The 14,563-nt window shown below is 56.6% G+C and carries 13 protein-coding genes and 4 tRNA genes; 12 read left to right on the top strand and 5 right to left on the bottom strand.

Annotation, left to right across the window (positions count from 1 at the left end; genetic code table 11):
- Nucleotides 1-4: 4 nt before the first annotated feature.
- The 6 genes from wecG (at nucleotide 5) to ACNQ0T_RS15435 (ending at nucleotide 2,879) form a co-directional block, all read left to right on the top strand.
- Complete coding sequence (gene wecG / locus ACNQ0T_RS15460; protein ID WP_015570015.1) at nucleotides 5-745, top strand: lipopolysaccharide N-acetylmannosaminouronosyltransferase; 741 nt, start codon at nucleotides 5-7, stop codon at nucleotides 743-745.
- Nucleotides 746-942: 197 nt separating this feature from the next.
- The gene (gene thrP, locus ACNQ0T_RS15455; protein ID WP_417930217.1) at nucleotides 943-2,328 is read left to right on the top strand and encodes a bifunctional threonine/serine APC transporter ThrP; all 1,386 of its coding nucleotides are present in this window, start codon (nucleotides 943-945) and stop codon (nucleotides 2,326-2,328) included.
- A gap of 102 nt (nucleotides 2,329-2,430) precedes the next feature.
- Nucleotides 2,431-2,507, top strand: a tRNA-Arg gene (locus ACNQ0T_RS15450).
- A gap of 67 nt (nucleotides 2,508-2,574) precedes the next feature.
- Nucleotides 2,575-2,650: transfer RNA gene (locus ACNQ0T_RS15445), tRNA-His, on the top strand.
- Between the two features lie 21 nt (nucleotides 2,651-2,671).
- Nucleotides 2,672-2,758: transfer RNA gene (locus tag ACNQ0T_RS15440), tRNA-Leu, on the top strand.
- A gap of 44 nt (nucleotides 2,759-2,802) precedes the next feature.
- A tRNA-Pro gene (locus ACNQ0T_RS15435) sits at nucleotides 2,803-2,879 on the top strand.
- Between the two features lie 539 nt (nucleotides 2,880-3,418).
- Here ACNQ0T_RS15435 and hemY read toward each other — a convergent pair.
- From hemY to hemC, 4 genes are read right to left on the bottom strand one after another with little or no spacing between them, the layout of a single operon-like run.
- Nucleotides 3,419-4,618: a protoheme IX biogenesis protein HemY gene (gene hemY / locus ACNQ0T_RS15430; protein WP_032622057.1), complete on the bottom strand. Its 1,200-nt coding sequence runs from the start codon at nucleotides 4,616-4,618 to the stop codon at nucleotides 3,419-3,421.
- Nucleotides 4,619-4,620: 2 nt separating this feature from the next.
- Nucleotides 4,621-5,814 (bottom strand): uroporphyrinogen-III C-methyltransferase, encoded by a 1,194-nt coding sequence (hemX, locus tag ACNQ0T_RS15425; protein WP_417930216.1) that lies wholly within the window; start codon nucleotides 5,812-5,814, stop codon nucleotides 4,621-4,623.
- A gap of 20 nt (nucleotides 5,815-5,834) precedes the next feature.
- Nucleotides 5,835-6,575 carry a uroporphyrinogen-III synthase gene (gene hemD / locus ACNQ0T_RS15420; RefSeq protein ID WP_417930215.1) on the bottom strand — a complete coding sequence of 247 codons (741 nt, stop codon included), beginning with the start codon at nucleotides 6,573-6,575 and terminating at the stop codon, nucleotides 5,835-5,837.
- Nucleotides 6,572-7,513: a hydroxymethylbilane synthase gene (gene hemC, locus ACNQ0T_RS15415; protein WP_058646809.1), complete on the bottom strand. Its 942-nt coding sequence runs from the start codon at nucleotides 7,511-7,513 to the stop codon at nucleotides 6,572-6,574. The genes hemD and hemC overlap by 4 nt, the downstream gene beginning before the upstream one ends.
- Before the next feature lie 350 nt (nucleotides 7,514-7,863).
- Here hemC and cyaA point away from each other — a divergent pair, with 350 nt between their 5' ends.
- Nucleotides 7,864-10,407 (top strand): class I adenylate cyclase, encoded by a 2,544-nt coding sequence (cyaA, locus tag ACNQ0T_RS15410; RefSeq protein WP_022646660.1) that lies wholly within the window; start codon nucleotides 7,864-7,866, stop codon nucleotides 10,405-10,407.
- A gap of 277 nt (nucleotides 10,408-10,684) precedes the next feature.
- Here cyaA and cyaY read toward each other — a convergent pair whose 3' ends face one another.
- Nucleotides 10,685-11,005, bottom strand: a complete 321-nt coding sequence (gene cyaY, locus ACNQ0T_RS15405) for an iron donor protein CyaY (RefSeq protein ID WP_063148962.1) — start codon at nucleotides 11,003-11,005, stop codon at nucleotides 10,685-10,687.
- 135 nt (nucleotides 11,006-11,140) lie between these two features.
- Between cyaY and lptM the strand changes: the two genes are divergently transcribed.
- Genes lptM through yigB form a run of 5 tightly spaced genes read left to right on the top strand, consistent with a single transcriptional unit; the run spans nucleotide 11,141 to nucleotide 14,523 of the window.
- Nucleotides 11,141-11,344: an LPS translocon maturation chaperone LptM gene (gene lptM, locus ACNQ0T_RS15400; RefSeq protein ID WP_006812373.1), complete on the top strand. Its 204-nt coding sequence runs from the start codon at nucleotides 11,141-11,143 to the stop codon at nucleotides 11,342-11,344.
- A gap of 35 nt (nucleotides 11,345-11,379) precedes the next feature.
- Nucleotides 11,380-12,204: a diaminopimelate epimerase gene (gene dapF, locus ACNQ0T_RS15395; RefSeq protein ID WP_023299045.1), complete on the top strand. Its 825-nt coding sequence runs from the start codon at nucleotides 11,380-11,382 to the stop codon at nucleotides 12,202-12,204.
- Nucleotides 12,201-12,908, top strand: coding sequence for a DUF484 domain-containing protein (locus tag ACNQ0T_RS15390; RefSeq protein ID WP_417930214.1), 708 nt, complete (start codon nucleotides 12,201-12,203; stop codon nucleotides 12,906-12,908). The genes dapF and ACNQ0T_RS15390 overlap by 4 nt, the downstream gene beginning before the upstream one ends.
- On the top strand, nucleotides 12,905-13,807 hold the full coding sequence (gene xerC, locus ACNQ0T_RS15385; protein ID WP_022646663.1) for a tyrosine recombinase XerC: 903 nt from the start codon (nucleotides 12,905-12,907) through the stop codon (nucleotides 13,805-13,807). The genes ACNQ0T_RS15390 and xerC overlap by 4 nt, the downstream gene beginning before the upstream one ends.
- A complete protein-coding gene (gene yigB, locus ACNQ0T_RS15380; RefSeq protein ID WP_022646664.1) occupies nucleotides 13,807-14,523 on the top strand; it encodes a 5-amino-6-(5-phospho-D-ribitylamino)uracil phosphatase YigB in 717 nt (238 codons plus the stop codon). Before xerC ends, yigB begins: the two co-directional genes overlap by 1 nt.
- Nucleotides 14,524-14,563 lie beyond the last annotated feature (40 nt).

The following is a 14,563-nucleotide window of genomic DNA, read 5'->3' as shown; positions in this document are numbered from 1 at the left end:
TATCATGACGGATACAACTTCAGCCCCGCGTTATGCACTGCGCGGGCTACAGCTGATTGGCTGGCGTGACATGCAGCACGCGCTGGATTTTCTGTTCGCGGACGGGCAGATGAAGTCGGGCACGCTGGTGGCCATCAACGCAGAAAAAATGCTGGCGGTTGAAGATAATGCGGAAGTGAAAAGCCTGATTGAAGCCGCGGAGTTTAAATACGCAGACGGTATTAGCGTGGTGCGTTCAATTCGTAAAAAGTTTCCAGACGCTAATGTGTCTCGCGTGGCGGGTGCTGACCTTTGGGAGCGGCTTATGGAGCGCGCAGGCGCTGAAGGCACGCCGGTATTTTTGATCGGCGGCAAGCCAGAGGTGCTGGCGCAGACCGAACAAAAGCTGCGTAGCCAGTGGAATGTTAACATAGTGGGCAGTCAGGATGGCTATTTCAGGCCGGAAGATCGCCAGGCGTTATATGAGCGCGTGCGCGACAGCGGGGCGAAAATTGTCACTGTCGCTATGGGGTCGCCGCGCCAGGAAATACTGATGCGCGATTGCCGTCTGGTCAGCCCGGATGCGCTTTATATGGGCGTTGGCGGCACCTACGACGTCTTTACCGGCCACGTTAAGCGTGCGCCCAAAGTCTGGCAAAATCTGGGGCTGGAGTGGCTCTACCGCCTGCTCTCCCAACCGACGCGTATAAAACGACAGATTCGCCTTCTGCGCTACCTCGCCTGGCACTACACCGGGAAAATGTAATCAATATGCAGCGCGATCTGCTGTTCGCGCTGCAACGCCCCCCGCAAAACTGCTGAGTTTATGTGCAATGCATTCATTTTTTTAATGCATTGTTTGCCATTTGCCAGAATTTAAGAAACCATTCGCTCCGTATTTCAGTACCCCTCAAAACAATACCCGGCAACAAGTCGGGAAACAGCAAACACAACCGAGGAATTATGGCAGAGAAAAAACCGGAGCTTCAGCGTGGGCTGGAAGCTCGACATATTGAACTGATCGCGCTGGGCGGGACTATCGGCGTTGGCCTGTTTATGGGCTCGGCAAGCACGCTGAAGTGGGCGGGGCCTTCCGTCCTGCTGGCGTATATTATTGCCGGACTGTTCGTCTTCTTCATCATGCGCTCAATGGGCGAAATGCTGTTTCTGGAGCCGGTGACGGGCTCTTTCGCCGTTTACGCCCACCGGTATATGAGCCCGTTCTTTGGTTATCTCACGGCCTGGTCGTACTGGTTTATGTGGATGGCCGTGGGGATTTCGGAGATCACCGCCATCGGGGTCTACGTGCAGTTCTGGTTCCCGGAGATGGCCCAGTGGATACCCGCGCTTATTGCCGTAGGGCTGGTGGCGCTGGCGAACCTTGCCGCCGTTCGTCTTTACGGCGAAATCGAGTTCTGGTTTGCGATGATCAAAGTCACCACCATCATCGTGATGATTGTCGTTGGCCTTGGGGTCATCTTCTTTGGCTTCGGTAACGGCGGGCACGCTATCGGTTTTGGTAACCTGACCGGGCACGGCGGCTTCTTTGCGGGCGGCTGGAAGGGCTTTCTGACGGCACTCTGTATCGTTGTCGCCTCCTATCAGGGCGTTGAGCTGATCGGCATTACCGCTGGTGAGGCGAAAAACCCACAGGTCACGCTGCGTAGCGCGGTAGGCAAGGTGCTGTGGCGTATCCTGATTTTCTATGTGGGCGCGATCTTCGTTATCGTGACCATTTTCCCATGGAACGAGATCGGCACCACCGGCAGCCCGTTTGTCTTAACCTTCGCTAAGATTGGCATCACGGCGGCAGCCGCCATTATCAACTTTGTGGTGCTGACGGCGGCGCTCTCCGGCTGTAACAGCGGAATGTACAGCTGTGGGCGTATGCTTTACGCGCTCTCGCAAAACAAACAGCTGCCGGCGGTGATGGGTAAAGTCTCCTGCGTGGGTGTACCGGTGGCGGGCGTAGCGGTGTCGATTGTGATTCTGCTGATTGGCTCTTGCCTGAACTACATCATCCCGAATCCGCAGCGCGTGTTTGTTTATGTTTATAGCGCCAGCGTGCTGCCGGGGATGGTACCGTGGTTTGTCATTTTGATTAGCCAGCTGCGTTTCCGACAGGCGCACAAAGAAGCGATCGCCAGCCATCCATTCCGTTCCATTCTGTTCCCGTATGCGAACTATTTGACGATGGCGTTCCTGATTTGCGTATTAATTGGAATGTACTTTAATGAAGATACCCGCATGTCGCTGTTTGTCGGGATGATCTTCCTGGCTGCCGTCACAGCTGCATATAAACTTTTTGGCCTGGGTCGCCGTGGCTCCGCCCATAAAGTGGAGGAATAAGCGGCAAAATGTGCAAACCATAACCAAACGCGCATTTTTTTCAAAAAAGCACTAGACAGCGGGGTCGGAGGTACGTAATATCCAGCCCCGCAACGGCGCTAAGCGCCCGTAGCTCAGCTGGATAGAGCGCTGCCCTCCGGAGGCAGAGGTCTCAGGTTCGAATCCTGTCGGGCGCGCCATTTTAGTCCCGGCGCTAGAGCTGCGGTGGTCTGAGAAGTAGTCAGAACCGCGTGAAAGAATACAGTGGTGGCTATAGCTCAGTTGGTAGAGCCCTGGATTGTGATTCCAGTTGTCGTGGGTTCGAATCCCATTAGCCACCCCATTATTGAAAGAGTTGTGAATTGCGAAGGTGGCGGAATTGGTAGACGCGCTAGCTTCAGGTGTTAGTGTTCTTACGGACGTGGGGGTTCAAGTCCCCCCCCTCGCACCACGACTTTTAATGAGTTGAACTAAAAATTCAAAAAAGCAGTACATCGGCGAGTAGCGCAGCTTGGTAGCGCAACTGGTTTGGGACCAGTGGGTCGGAGGTTCGAATCCTCTCTCGCCGACCAATTTTGAACCCCGCTTCGGCGGGGTTTTTTGTTTTCTGCGCTTTTTCATCCTGTAGCCATTCCCCGACAACACTCTATATCCTTGTCGCGATTCAGCGACATATAAGCTGTTAATAATAAAGAATTTATTATTTTCTCTCTTAACCTGTCTCCTGGTGACGACAGATTTCCGCCCTTAGCGCGATTTTGTATGGCGTAAGGCGTCTCTTAACAACATAATTTCCTTTTATCTTAAAATGTTGCGCGATGTAAAAGTTATGCGTGTAAACCTGGCACATTACATGCAATAATATGCGTGTAGATGCTCATTCCATCTCTTATGTTCGCCCTAAGGCCTCATAAACTCAGGAATGACGCAGAGCCGTTTACGGTGCTTATCGTCCACTGACAGATGTCGCTTCGGCCTCATCAAACACCATGGACATAACGTTGAGTGAAGCACCAAATATGTTGTCTTACAGACCTGTTTTAACGCCTGCTTTTATAGCAGGCGTTTTTTTATGGGTACAAAAAAGGAGGCCATCTGGCCTCCTGGATAATTACTGCTGCGTTCCGTTATTGTGTAGCGTAAGCAGAAGCCCATCACGCCGCATGGCTGCGGCCTCTTCCGGCTTGTGCTGCTTGTCCAGCGAATCAGCAAGCCAGGCGTAATCAAATGCGTCCGGGCGTTGCTTCAGCGCTGCGCGGAAGGCGAGACTCGCCTCCTGCCACTCGCCGTGTTTCATCAAAGACTGGCCCAGCGTACTCCACAGCAGCGGGCGATCGCCCACGGTTTTGATCTGCTGGCGCAATGCTTTTTCTATTTGTTCCGGATTGTTGGTTTTCAGACGCGGGATGACCATCACCAGGCGGTCATCATACTGTCGCTTGAGACCGTCGAGAAGTATCTCCTGCGCGGTGTCATGGTCGTCACACTCAATCAGATGTTCTGCCATCGCCACCTGAAGGGGAACCTGCTGGCGCGTTTTGCGGCTCTGGTTTTTCCACCAGGTTTTCAGGCCGTCGCTGCCGAGATCGGCGCGCGCCTGATCCATCAGGCCAATCCAGGCCAGACGCTGAAGTTCATCACGATGTTCATCATCGCCCACGTCGGCTTTCGCCATGGAAGGGATAATGTCCAGCAGCGAGCCCCATGCACCGGTCCGAATATATGCCTGCTCAGCAAGACGCAGCACTTCCGGATGACGAGGGGTGATTTCCAGCAGACGGTCAACGCCGTGACGTGCGGCATGGTTTTCATTGCGCGCCAGTTGCAGACGAACGCGGGTGATCTCAACCGGAATCGGATCCTTAGTTGAGAGCTCAGACGCGCGTTCGAGATGCTGATTGGCGCGGGCCTCATCGCCTCGCTGTTGCGCCGCCTCAGCGGCCAGCAGATAGTTAACAACCGGCTGTTCTGCATGGTCGGCATTTTTCGACATCAGCTTTTCAACCTGCTGATAGTCGCCTTCGGCCAGCTTCAGCAACGCTTGCTCGGTCTGCTTACGGGCGCGACGGCGCTTACGGCCAACGAACCAGCCGCGCGTGTGAACCCCGGTACGGAAAATCCGACGCAGGATCCATTCCACTGCCAGCAGGACGACCACACCCAGGATCAGGATGATCACCAGCCCTGTCACGCTGGTTTCGACGTTGTAGTTATCGGTCTGGATCAATACGTAACCCTGGTGACCCGCGAGCATCGGTCCCAGTACAATCCCGGCGATCAGCAGGATGAAGAGTAAGAAGACTTTTAGCATCATCACTCTCCTTGCGGCGCGCTTTCAGGCGCTGGCGCGGCGGCAGGTGCTTCAGCCGGGCGCTCTGCCGGAACGCCCGGCTGGGCCAGCAGGTTACGCACGCGCGTCTGCATGATCTTCTCCAGAATCGGCTGGCTTTCCAGCTTGTCCGGCACGTTCATGGTGATGTTTTGCTGGCTCAGCTTGTCGATATCCTCCAGGAACGCGGTCGTGGTTGCGTCATTGGTATCGTAGTAAGCACGTACCCACGTTGAAACGTTATCCAGCGCCTGTTTGTAGGTCTCTTCCTGGTGACGTGGTACGGCCTGGGCAGCCACCAGCAGGCGGGAGCGAATGTTTTCGCGCAGATAGACATCCTGGTTCGGTGCCAGCAGCGGCACGGCGGTTTCATCGCGGCGGCGAATGGTAATAAAGCTGTCCATAAAGTTCTGCCAGCTCTTTTGCAGGTTGATACGCCATTCGCTCAGGGAGCTGGACAGCTCGGTGCCGTCAGAATCCATCGGGGGGTCATCATCGTTGTTATCGGCCAGCTGAAGGTTATCAATCTGGTTTGAGAGCTGATTTACCTTAAGGATGATACCGTCGTAGTCGACCTGAGAAACCGCAGACAGGCTGGCGATATCTTCCGTAATAGCGCGGCGTGCGTTGATGAGGCTCGGATCGTTCATATCGGCCAGGCTTGCGTCGGCGCTTTTCAGCAGCGCGGCGGCGGTGGTGACATCCTGATCGCTCCAGAGCTTGCGCCCGGCCAGCTTCACCAGAAAATCGGCCTGTGAGAGCAGCCAGGTTTTGGCATCGGTTCCCGAAATCGTGGCGACTTTCTCCTGCACTTCGCTCAGCTGTTTGGTCAACTCTTCACGTTTGCTGTTCGCGTCGGCGAGGGCGGCAGCCTGCTGTTTGATCACGCCTTCCAGCTCAGCTTTTTGCGTCTCCTGCGCTTTCTGTAGGGCGGTGATTTGGTTAACCAGCGCGTCGCTGGTGGCCGTCTGGTTGGTGCCTTGTTTCTTCACCAGTCCGTAGAGACCCACGCCTGCGGCCAGCGCAATCGCGATGGCAATCACGCTCAGCGTGAGGCTGGTTTTGTTGCTGCCGTTTTTCTTCTCAACGGTTTTGTCTGTCGTCTCTGGCTGTGACGTGGTGTCCACAGTCTCCCTGGTCTCTTCAACCACGGCGGAGGATTTTTCGTGTTCCGTCATTATGGCTTCCCATTTGAGAGTTATTGTAATGCGCGCAGCAGCGCATCGTTGTCGGCGTTATCAGCGATCCGAATATCCTGCCAGCCCAGTTCCCGGGCGTGGTTCGCCAGACGCTCGCTGACGACCAGAAGCCGACAGCGGAGTAACCAGTTTTCGCGATACCAAAGCGGAATCAGCGACCAAAGCTGTTGTAACATTTCACCGCTGGTAACCACCAGCGTATTAATGCCGCGCGCGTGCCAGCGCATGGCTTCTTCCGCGCCATCATAGTGTTTCGCACAGCGCTGATAGCACTCCACAAACGTCACGTCTGCGCCGCGTTCGCGCAGCGTTTCGCCCAGCAGTTCGCGACCACCGTTGCCGCGCAAAATGAGCGCACGCTTTCCGGCAATAGTTTGTAATTCAGGTAATTGTAGCAAGACTTCGCTGATTTCCCGATCTAACGGGTAACGAACATCGATTCCGCTCGCGGTATGTAAGGCCAGCGCCGTGGTGCGCCCGATGGCGAAATAGCGGGGTGCGTGGGGCCAGTTAACGCCCTGCTGTTGTAGCTGCGCATGGGCAAATTCCACGGCATGCTGCGATAGCGCAAAGAGCAGATCACCTTCCTGCAAGGCACGCATCTGGTCAGCGAGCGTAGGCAGCTCGCGACCGGGGGAGAATTCAATCAACGGAAAACTCCAGGCCACCTGCCCCAGTGCGCACAGACGGCTCACTAACTGCTCTCCTGCGGGAGAAGGGCGGGTGACAAGTATGCTCATGCAGGGGGCTCTCCGTTATAGACCTCAGCCAGAATTTCACGCGCGCCGTTACTCAGCAGCTCTTCCGCCAGCGATACGCCAAGCGCCTCGGCATCCCGCGGCTTGCCGCGACGTTCACCGCGAACCATCTGCGAGCCGTCCGGCGCGCCAACCAGCGCACGCAGCCACAGCTCACCGTCAGTTAATTCAGCATAGCTGCCAATTGGCACCTGACAGCCTCCTTCGAGGCGAGTATTCATCGCGCGCTCGGCTTTTACGCGAACGGCGGTATCGTCATGATTCAGCGGCGCGAGCAGTGCCTGAGTACGCGCATCATCCAGACGACACTCAATGCCGACGGCACCCTGGCCGACGGCGGGGAGCGACAGCTCCGGCGGCAACGCCACGCGAATACGTTCTTCCAGCCCCAGGCGTTTCAGGCCCGCAACCGCAAGAATAATGGCATCGTAGTCGCCGTTATCCAGCTTGCCAAGGCGTGTGCCGACGTTCCCACGCAGCGAGCGAATCACCAGATCCGGGCGACGTTCAGCCAGCTGACACTGGCGGCGTAAACTTGACGTGCCGACCACGCTGCCTGCCGGCAACGCATCAAGCGAGTCATAGCGATTAGAGACAAACGCATCGCGCGGATCCTCGCGCTCGCAGATGGTCACCAGCCCCAGCCCTTCCGGGAACTCAACGGGCACATCCTTCATCGAATGCACGGCGATATCGGCGCGGTTCTCAAGCAATGCCAGCTCCAGCTCTTTGACAAACAGACCCTTTCCGCCCACTTTGGCCAGCGGCGTATCAAGAATGACATCGCCACGCGTGACCATTGGCACCAGCTCAACGCGTAATCCGGTGTGGCAGGCTTCCAGGCGCTGCTTAACATAATGTGCCTGCCAGAGCGCAAGAGGACTTTGGCGTGTGGCAATTCTCAAAACATTGTCTAACATGCTTGTTACCGTCATTATCAATCGCTAACCATCCTAACATTGTTGACACTCGGATGGCAGTTTTACGGTTGATGAAGAGTGAGAGGGACAGGGCGGCGTTCGCGTCAGCCACCGCCGTATTCAGGAATTTACACGTACAGAACGGTGCTACACTTGTATGTAGCGCATCTTTCTTTACGGTCAACCGGCAAGGTGTTAAATTGATCACGTTTTAGACCATTTTTTCGGCTGTACCACCAGAAAAGCAAAAGGCGAAAAAAGGGTAACGGTTATTTTTTGAAATACTGCGGGTCCGCTGCTTTTTCTGTTCTGACTGGCATGCGACACCCGGAAACATCAGGCGATACGTCTTGTACCTCTATATTGAGACTCTGAAACAGAGACTGGATGCCATCAATCAATTGCGCGTGGATCGCGCGCTTGCTGCCATGGGCCCTGCTTTCCAGCAGGTATACAGTCTTCTGCCGACATTGTTGCACTATCACCATCCGCTAATGCCGGGTTACCTTGATGGTAACGTTCCCCAGGGCATTTGCCTCTTCACGCCTGATGAAACCCAACAGCATTACCTGACTGAACTTGAACTTTACCGTGGTATGCCGCCGCAGGTTTCGCCGAAAGGCGAGCTGCCGATTACCGGGGTTTACTCCATGGGCAGCACGTCATCGGTTGGGCAAAGTTGTTCTTCTGACCTGGATATCTGGGTCTGCCATCAGTCCTGGCTCGACAATGAAGAGCGCCAGCTGTTGCAGCGTAAATGCAGTCTGCTGGAGAGCTGGGCGGCGTCGCTCGGCGTGGAAGTGAGCTTCTTCCTGATTGATGAAAACCGTTTCCGCCATAACGAAAGCGGCAGTCTGGGTGGTGAAGACTGCGGCTCGACTCAGCATATTCTGTTGCTGGATGAGTTTTACCGTACAGCGGTTCGCCTGGCCGGAAAACGTATTCTGTGGAATATGGTGCCGTGCGATGAAGAAGAGAATTATGACGACTACGTCATGTCGCTTTACTCGCAGGGCGTACTGACGCCAAACGAGTGGCTGGATCTGGGCGGTCTGAGCTCCCTGTCCGCCGAAGAGTACTTTGGTGCAAGCCTCTGGCAGCTCTATAAGAGCATTGATTCACCGTACAAAGCGGTGCTGAAAACCCTGCTGCTGGAAGCCTACTCCTGGGAATACCCCACCCCGCGTCTGCTGGCGAAAGATATTAAGCAGCGTCTGCACGACGGGGAGATCGTCTCCTACGGGCTTGATGCCTACTGCATGATGCTGGAACGCGTCACCGAATACCTGACGGCCATTGATGACGCTACGCGTCTTGACCTGGTGCGTCGATGTTTCTATCTCAAAGTCTGTGAAAAACTGAGCCGCGAGCGCGCCTGCGTTGGCTGGCGCCGTGAAGTGGTCAGCCAGTTAGTCAAAGAGTGGGGATGGGACGAAGCGCGTCTCGCCATGCTTGACAACCGCGCCAACTGGAAAATCGATCAGGTGCGCGAGGCGCACAACGAGCTGCTTGATGCGATGATGCAGAGCTACCGCAACCTGATCCGCTTTGCCCGCCGTAACAACCTTAGCGTTTCTGCCAGCCCACAGGATATCGGGGTGCTGACCCGTAAACTGTACGCCGCGTTTGAAGCGTTGCCGGGCAAGGTAACGCTGGTGAACCCACAGATTTCGCCTGACCTGTCTGAACCGAATCTGACCTTTATCTACGTGCCGCCGGGCCGCGCAAACCGCACCGGGTGGTATCTGTACAACCGTGCGCCAAGCATGGATTCGATCATCAGCCATCAGCCGCTGGAGTATAACCGCTACCTTAACAAGCTGGTGGCCTGGGCCTGGTTTAACGGCCTTCTCACCTCACGCACCCGGTTGTTTATCAAGGGCAACGAGGTGGTCGATTTAGCCAAGTTGCAGGAGATGGTGGCTGATGTCTCGCACCACTTCCCACTGCGTCTGCCTGCGCCGACGCCAAAAGCGCTCTACAGCCCGTGTGAGATTCGCCATCTGGCGATCATCGTCAACCTGGAATACGACCCGACGGCGGCCTTCCGCAATCAGGTGGTTCACTTTGACTTCCGTAAGCTGGACGTCTTTAGCTTCGGTGAGCAGCAAAACTGCCTGGTGGGCAGCGTGGATCTGCTGTACCGCAACTCGTGGAACGAAGTGCGTACCCTGCACTTTAACGGCGAGCAGGCGATGATCGAGGCGCTGAAAACGATCCTCGGCAAGATGCACCAGGACGCCGCGCCGCCGGACAGCGTGGAGGTGTTCTGCTACAGCCAGCACCTTCGCGGCCTGATTCGTACCCGCGTGCAGCAGCTGGTGTCTGAGTGCATCGAATTGCGTCTTTCCAGCACCCGGAATGAAACCGGACGCTTTAAAGCGCTGCGCGTCTCCGGCCAGACCTGGGGGCTGTTCTTTGAGCGCCTGAACGTGTCGGTGCAGAAGCTGGAGAACGCCATTGAATTCTACGGCGCGATTTCACACAACAAACTGCATGGCCTGTCGGTTCAGGTGGAAACCAACCACGTTAAGCTGCCGCAGGTGGTGGATGGCTTTGCGAGTGAAGGGATTATTCAGTTCTTCTTCGAGGAGTCGGGCGATAACGCCGGGTTTAATATCTACATTCTGGATGAAACCAACCGTGCCGAGGTGTATCACCACTGTGAAGGCAGCAAAGAGGAGCTGGTGCGCGACGTCAGCCGGTTCTATTCATCCTCGCACGATCGCTTTACCTACGGCTCAAGTTTTATCAACTTCAACCTGCCGCAGTTCTACCAGATTGTGAATGTGGATGGACGAGCGCAGGTGATCCCGTTCCGTACGCAGGCGATTACCCCTGCGGTGCCCGCTAACCAGGAAACTGCGCCGCTGTTGCAGCAGTATTTCTCCTGACCCTTTTCGCCGGGTGGCGCTAACGCTTACCCGGCCTACGGTCTGAGCCGCTGTTGCCGGGTGGCGCTAACGCTTACCCGGCCTACGGTCCGAGCTGCTGTTGCCGGGTGGCGCTAACGCTTACCCGGCCTACGGTCCGAGCTGCTGTTGCGGTTGGCGCTAACGTTTACCCGGCCTACGGTCCGAGCTGCTGTTGCGGTTGGCGCTCACGCTTACCCGGACTATGGTTCGAGCCGTTGTAGGCCCGGTAAGGCGTAGCCGCCACCGGGCAACAAAACTACCTGAAACTCACTGCCTCGCCCGCCTGCGCGGTCGCCGCCTGCTCCAGCAGATCCCAGAACGTTTCACCGCTGCGGTCGCAGATCCACTCGTCACCTTTTAGATCAAAGTGATAACCGCCCTGTTTCGCCGCCAGCCACACCTGGTGAAGCGGCTCCTGACGGTTAATAATAATCTTGCTGCCGTTTTCGAAGCTTAAGGTCAGGATCCCGCCGTTGATTTCACAATCGATATCGCTGTCGCCGTCCCACTCGTCGATACGCTCTTCGATGGTCATCCACAGGGTATCGGCAAGGCGATGAAATTCACTGTCGTTCATGGTTTTATTCCTGTTTTTCGTGATGGCGGCAGTATAACGCTAAATAATTCCCGTTGCAGGAAAGCGGCAAACTCTTGCTTTTGTGTCTTCTCCTGCGATGATAGAAACAGATTTGAACTTACGGGCAACCTCTACATGAAAAACGTCTTTCGAACGCTTGCCGTTCTTGTCACTCTGTTTAGCCTGACCGGCTGTGGACTGAAGGGACCACTGTACTTCCCGCCAGAGGATAAAAACGCACCACCGCCGACAAAACCAGTGCAAAGTGGTATCGAGTCATCTACGCCGGATACCAACGATCGCGGCAATAACGGCGGCCCGACTCAGGTCAATCTCTGACGATTACGTTCTGTACCCGCGCAATGGAGCAAATGATGCAGTTCTCTAAAATGCATGGCCTTGGCAACGACTTTATGGTCGTCGACGCGGTAACGCAGAATGTCTTTTTCTCCCCGGAACTGATCCGTCGTCTGGCGGATCGGCACGTGGGCGTGGGGTTTGACCAGCTGCTGGTGGTGGAGCCGCCTTACGATCCTGACCTGGACTTCCACTATCGCATTTTTAACGCCGACGGCAGCGAAGTTTCCCAGTGCGGCAATGGCGCACGCTGTTTTGCCCGCTTTGTTCGGCTGAAAGGGCTGACCAACAAGCGCGATATCCGCGTCAGCACCGCCAATGGCCGGATGGTGCTCAGCGTCACCGACGACGAACTGGTGCGCGTGAACATGGGCGAGCCGAACTTCGAACCCGCTGCCGTGCCGTTTCGCGCCAACAAAGCGGAAAAGACCTATATTATGCGTGCCGCCGAGCAGACAGTATTGTGCGGCGTCGTCTCGATGGGTAACCCGCACTGCGTGATTCAGGTAGATGATGTGCAAACCGCGGCGGTTGAAACGCTCGGCCCGGTGCTGGAAAGCCACGAGCGCTTCCCGGAGCGGGCGAACATCGGTTTCATGCAGGTGGTGAAGCGTGAACACATTCGCCTGCGGGTTTACGAGCGCGGCGCGGGCGAAACCCAGGCCTGCGGAAGCGGTGCCTGTGCGGCGGTGGCCGTCGGTATCTCGCAGGGGTTACTGGCGGAAGAGGTTCGCGTGGAATTACCGGGCGGGCGTCTTGATATCGCCTGGAAAGGAGCGGGTCATCCACTGTACATGACTGGCCCGGCGACACATGTTTATGACGGGTTTATCCATCTATGAAGCAACCAGGGGAAGAACTGCGGGAACCTGTAACGGAGCTGGATGACAGCGCTGTTGTGGATTACCTGCTGCACAATCCTGAGTTTTTTATCCGCAATGCACGCGTCGTCGAAAGGATGCGCGTGCCGCATCCGGTTCGCGAGACCGTGTCGCTGGTTGAATGGCACATGGCGCGCTCGCGCAACCACATCAATCAGCTCGAAGAGAACATGACGCTGCTGATGGAGCAGGCCAGCAATAACGAAAGCCTGTTCTATCGTCTTCTGCACCTTCAGGCGCGTCTGGCTTCCGCGCACAGTCTCGAAGAGTTCCTCAACCTCTTCCACCGCTGGGCGCGCGAGCTGGGGCTGGCAGGCGCGACGATCCGTCTCTTTCCCGACCGCTGGCGCATTGGCGCGCCGTCCGGGTTTACCCATCTGGCGCTGAGCCGTCAGGCGTTTGAACCGCTGCGCATTCAGCGTCTGGGCCATGAGCACCACTATCTGGGGCCGCTTAACGGGCCAGAACTGCTGGTGGTGCTGCCGGAAGCCAAAGCTATCGGCTCGGTGGCGATGTCGCTGATGGGGCGCGATGGTGACCTGGGCGTGATGTTATTTACCAGCCGCGACGCGCATCATTATGAACAGGGGCAGGGCACGCAACTGTTGCAGGAGATCGCCCTGATGCTGCCTGAGCTGCTGGAGCGCTGGATTGAGCGCGTATGACGGACGGACTGCTCGCCACTGACGTCACCCGTTTTCTGCGCTATCTTGGCGTAGAACGCCAGCTTAGCCCTATTACGCTGCTCAACTATCAGCGTCAGCTTGATGCCATCATGCAGATTGCCGATGAAATCGGCCTGAAAAGCTGGCAACAATGTGACGCCGCCACGGTTCGCGGCTTCGTTGTGCGTAGCCGTAAAAAAAACTTAAGCCCGGCGAGCCTGGCGCTCCGGCTCTCTGCCCTGCGCAGTTTCTTCGACTGGCTGGTCAGCCAGGGCGGTCTGAAAGCCAACCCGGCAAAAGGGATCGCCACGCCAAAGGCCCCGCGTCATCTGCCGAAAAATATCGACGTCGACGACGTAAACCGCCTGCTGGATATTGATCTTAACGATCCGCTGGCCGTGCGCGACCGCGCGATGCTGGAGGTGATGTACGGCGCGGGCCTGCGTCTCTCTGAGCTGGTGAACCTCGACTTAAAGCACCTCGATCTGGAATCTGGCGAAGTGTGGGTGATGGGCAAGGGCAGCAAAGAGCGCCGCCTGCCGATCGGCCGCAATGCGGTCTCCTGGATTGAGCACTGGCTGGATCTGCGCGGTCTGTTTGGCGCGGAAGAGGATGCGCTGTTCCTGTCGAAGCTCGGCAAGCGGATCTCGGCGCGTAACGTGCAGAAGCGCTTTGCGGAGTGGGGCATTAAGCAGGGGCTGAACAGCCACGTTCACCCGCATAAGCTGCGCCACTCTTTTGCGACGCACATGCTGGAATCAAGCGGCGACCTGCGCGGCGTACAGGAGCTGCTTGGTCACGCGAATCTGTCGACCACCCAAATCTATACCCACTTAGACTTCCAACACCTTGCCTCGGTGTATGACGCGGCGCATCCACGCGCCAAACGGGGGAAATAATGCGTTTTTACCGCCCACTCGGTCAGATCTCAGCCCTGACGTTTGATCTTGATGACACCCTTTACGACAACCGCCCAGTGATCCTGCGTACCGAGCAGGAGTCGCTGGCGTTTGTGCAAAACTACCATCCTGCGCTGAAAGCGATCCAGAACAAAGAGTTCCAGAAGCTGCGTCAGTCCCTGCGGGAAACCGAGCCGGAAATTTACCATGACGTGACCGAATGGCGCCGCCGTGCGGTTGAGCAGGCGATGCTCAATGCCGGCCTGAGCGCGCAGGACGCGGCCATGGGTGCTGAAGCGGCCATGGAAAACTTCGCCAAATGGCGCAGTCGCATCGATGTGCCGCAGGAGACCCACGACACGCTGGCGAAGCTCGCCGAAAAGTGGCCGCTGGTCGCCATTACCAACGGCAACGCTCAGCCTGAACTGTTTGGTCTGGGGAACTATTTTCAGTTCGTGCTGCGCGCGGGCCCGCACGGACGCTCGAAGCCGTTCAACGATATGTATCATCTGGCGGCGGAAAAACTGGATTTGCCGCTCGGTGAGATCCTGCACGTGGGCGACGACCTGACCACGGACGTCGCCGGGGCGATCCGCTGCGGCATGCAGGCCTGCTGGATCAAGCCGGAAAATGCCGATCTGATGACTACCCCGGATAGCCGACTTCTCCCGCACGTGGAAATTTCACGGTTGGCATCCCTCACGACGCTGATATAATCATCAATTGTTCTGTATAAATTAACAGGGTTTTGGCGAA

It is taken from the genome of Enterobacter cloacae complex sp.6700776 (assembly GCF_048284255.1).
Lineage (GTDB): Bacteria > Pseudomonadota > Gammaproteobacteria > Enterobacterales > Enterobacteriaceae > Enterobacter > Enterobacter intestinihominis.
The sequence above is the reverse complement of the archived record's forward strand: the minus strand, read 5'-3'. Positions and strand labels throughout refer to the sequence as shown.

What these genes read in the sequence shown, in the direction of transcription:
- wecG (WP_015570015.1), top strand. Translation starts at nt 5, where the DNA reads ATGACGGATACAACTTCAGCCCCGCGTTATGCACTGCGCGGGCTACAG.
- thrP (WP_417930217.1), top strand. Translation starts at nt 943, where the DNA reads ATGGCAGAGAAAAAACCGGAGCTTCAGCGTGGGCTGGAAGCTCGACAT.
- hemY (WP_032622057.1), bottom strand. Translation starts at nt 4,618, where the DNA reads ATGCTAAAAGTCTTCTTACTCTTCATCCTGCTGATCGCCGGGATTGTA.
- hemX (WP_417930216.1), bottom strand. Translation starts at nt 5,814, where the DNA reads ATGACGGAACACGAAAAATCCTCCGCCGTGGTTGAAGAGACCAGGGAG.
- hemD (WP_417930215.1), bottom strand. Translation starts at nt 6,575, where the DNA reads ATGAGCATACTTGTCACCCGCCCTTCTCCCGCAGGAGAGCAGTTAGTG.
- hemC (WP_058646809.1), bottom strand. Translation starts at nt 7,513, where the DNA reads ATGTTAGACAATGTTTTGAGAATTGCCACACGCCAAAGTCCTCTTGCG.
- cyaY (WP_063148962.1), bottom strand. Translation starts at nt 11,005, where the DNA reads ATGAACGACAGTGAATTTCATCGCCTTGCCGATACCCTGTGGATGACC.
- lptM (WP_006812373.1), top strand. Translation starts at nt 11,141, where the DNA reads ATGAAAAACGTCTTTCGAACGCTTGCCGTTCTTGTCACTCTGTTTAGC.
- dapF (WP_023299045.1), top strand. Translation starts at nt 11,380, where the DNA reads ATGCAGTTCTCTAAAATGCATGGCCTTGGCAACGACTTTATGGTCGTC.
- ACNQ0T_RS15390 (WP_417930214.1), top strand. Translation starts at nt 12,201, where the DNA reads ATGAAGCAACCAGGGGAAGAACTGCGGGAACCTGTAACGGAGCTGGAT.
- xerC (WP_022646663.1), top strand. Translation starts at nt 12,905, where the DNA reads ATGACGGACGGACTGCTCGCCACTGACGTCACCCGTTTTCTGCGCTAT.
- yigB (WP_022646664.1), top strand. Translation starts at nt 13,807, where the DNA reads ATGCGTTTTTACCGCCCACTCGGTCAGATCTCAGCCCTGACGTTTGAT.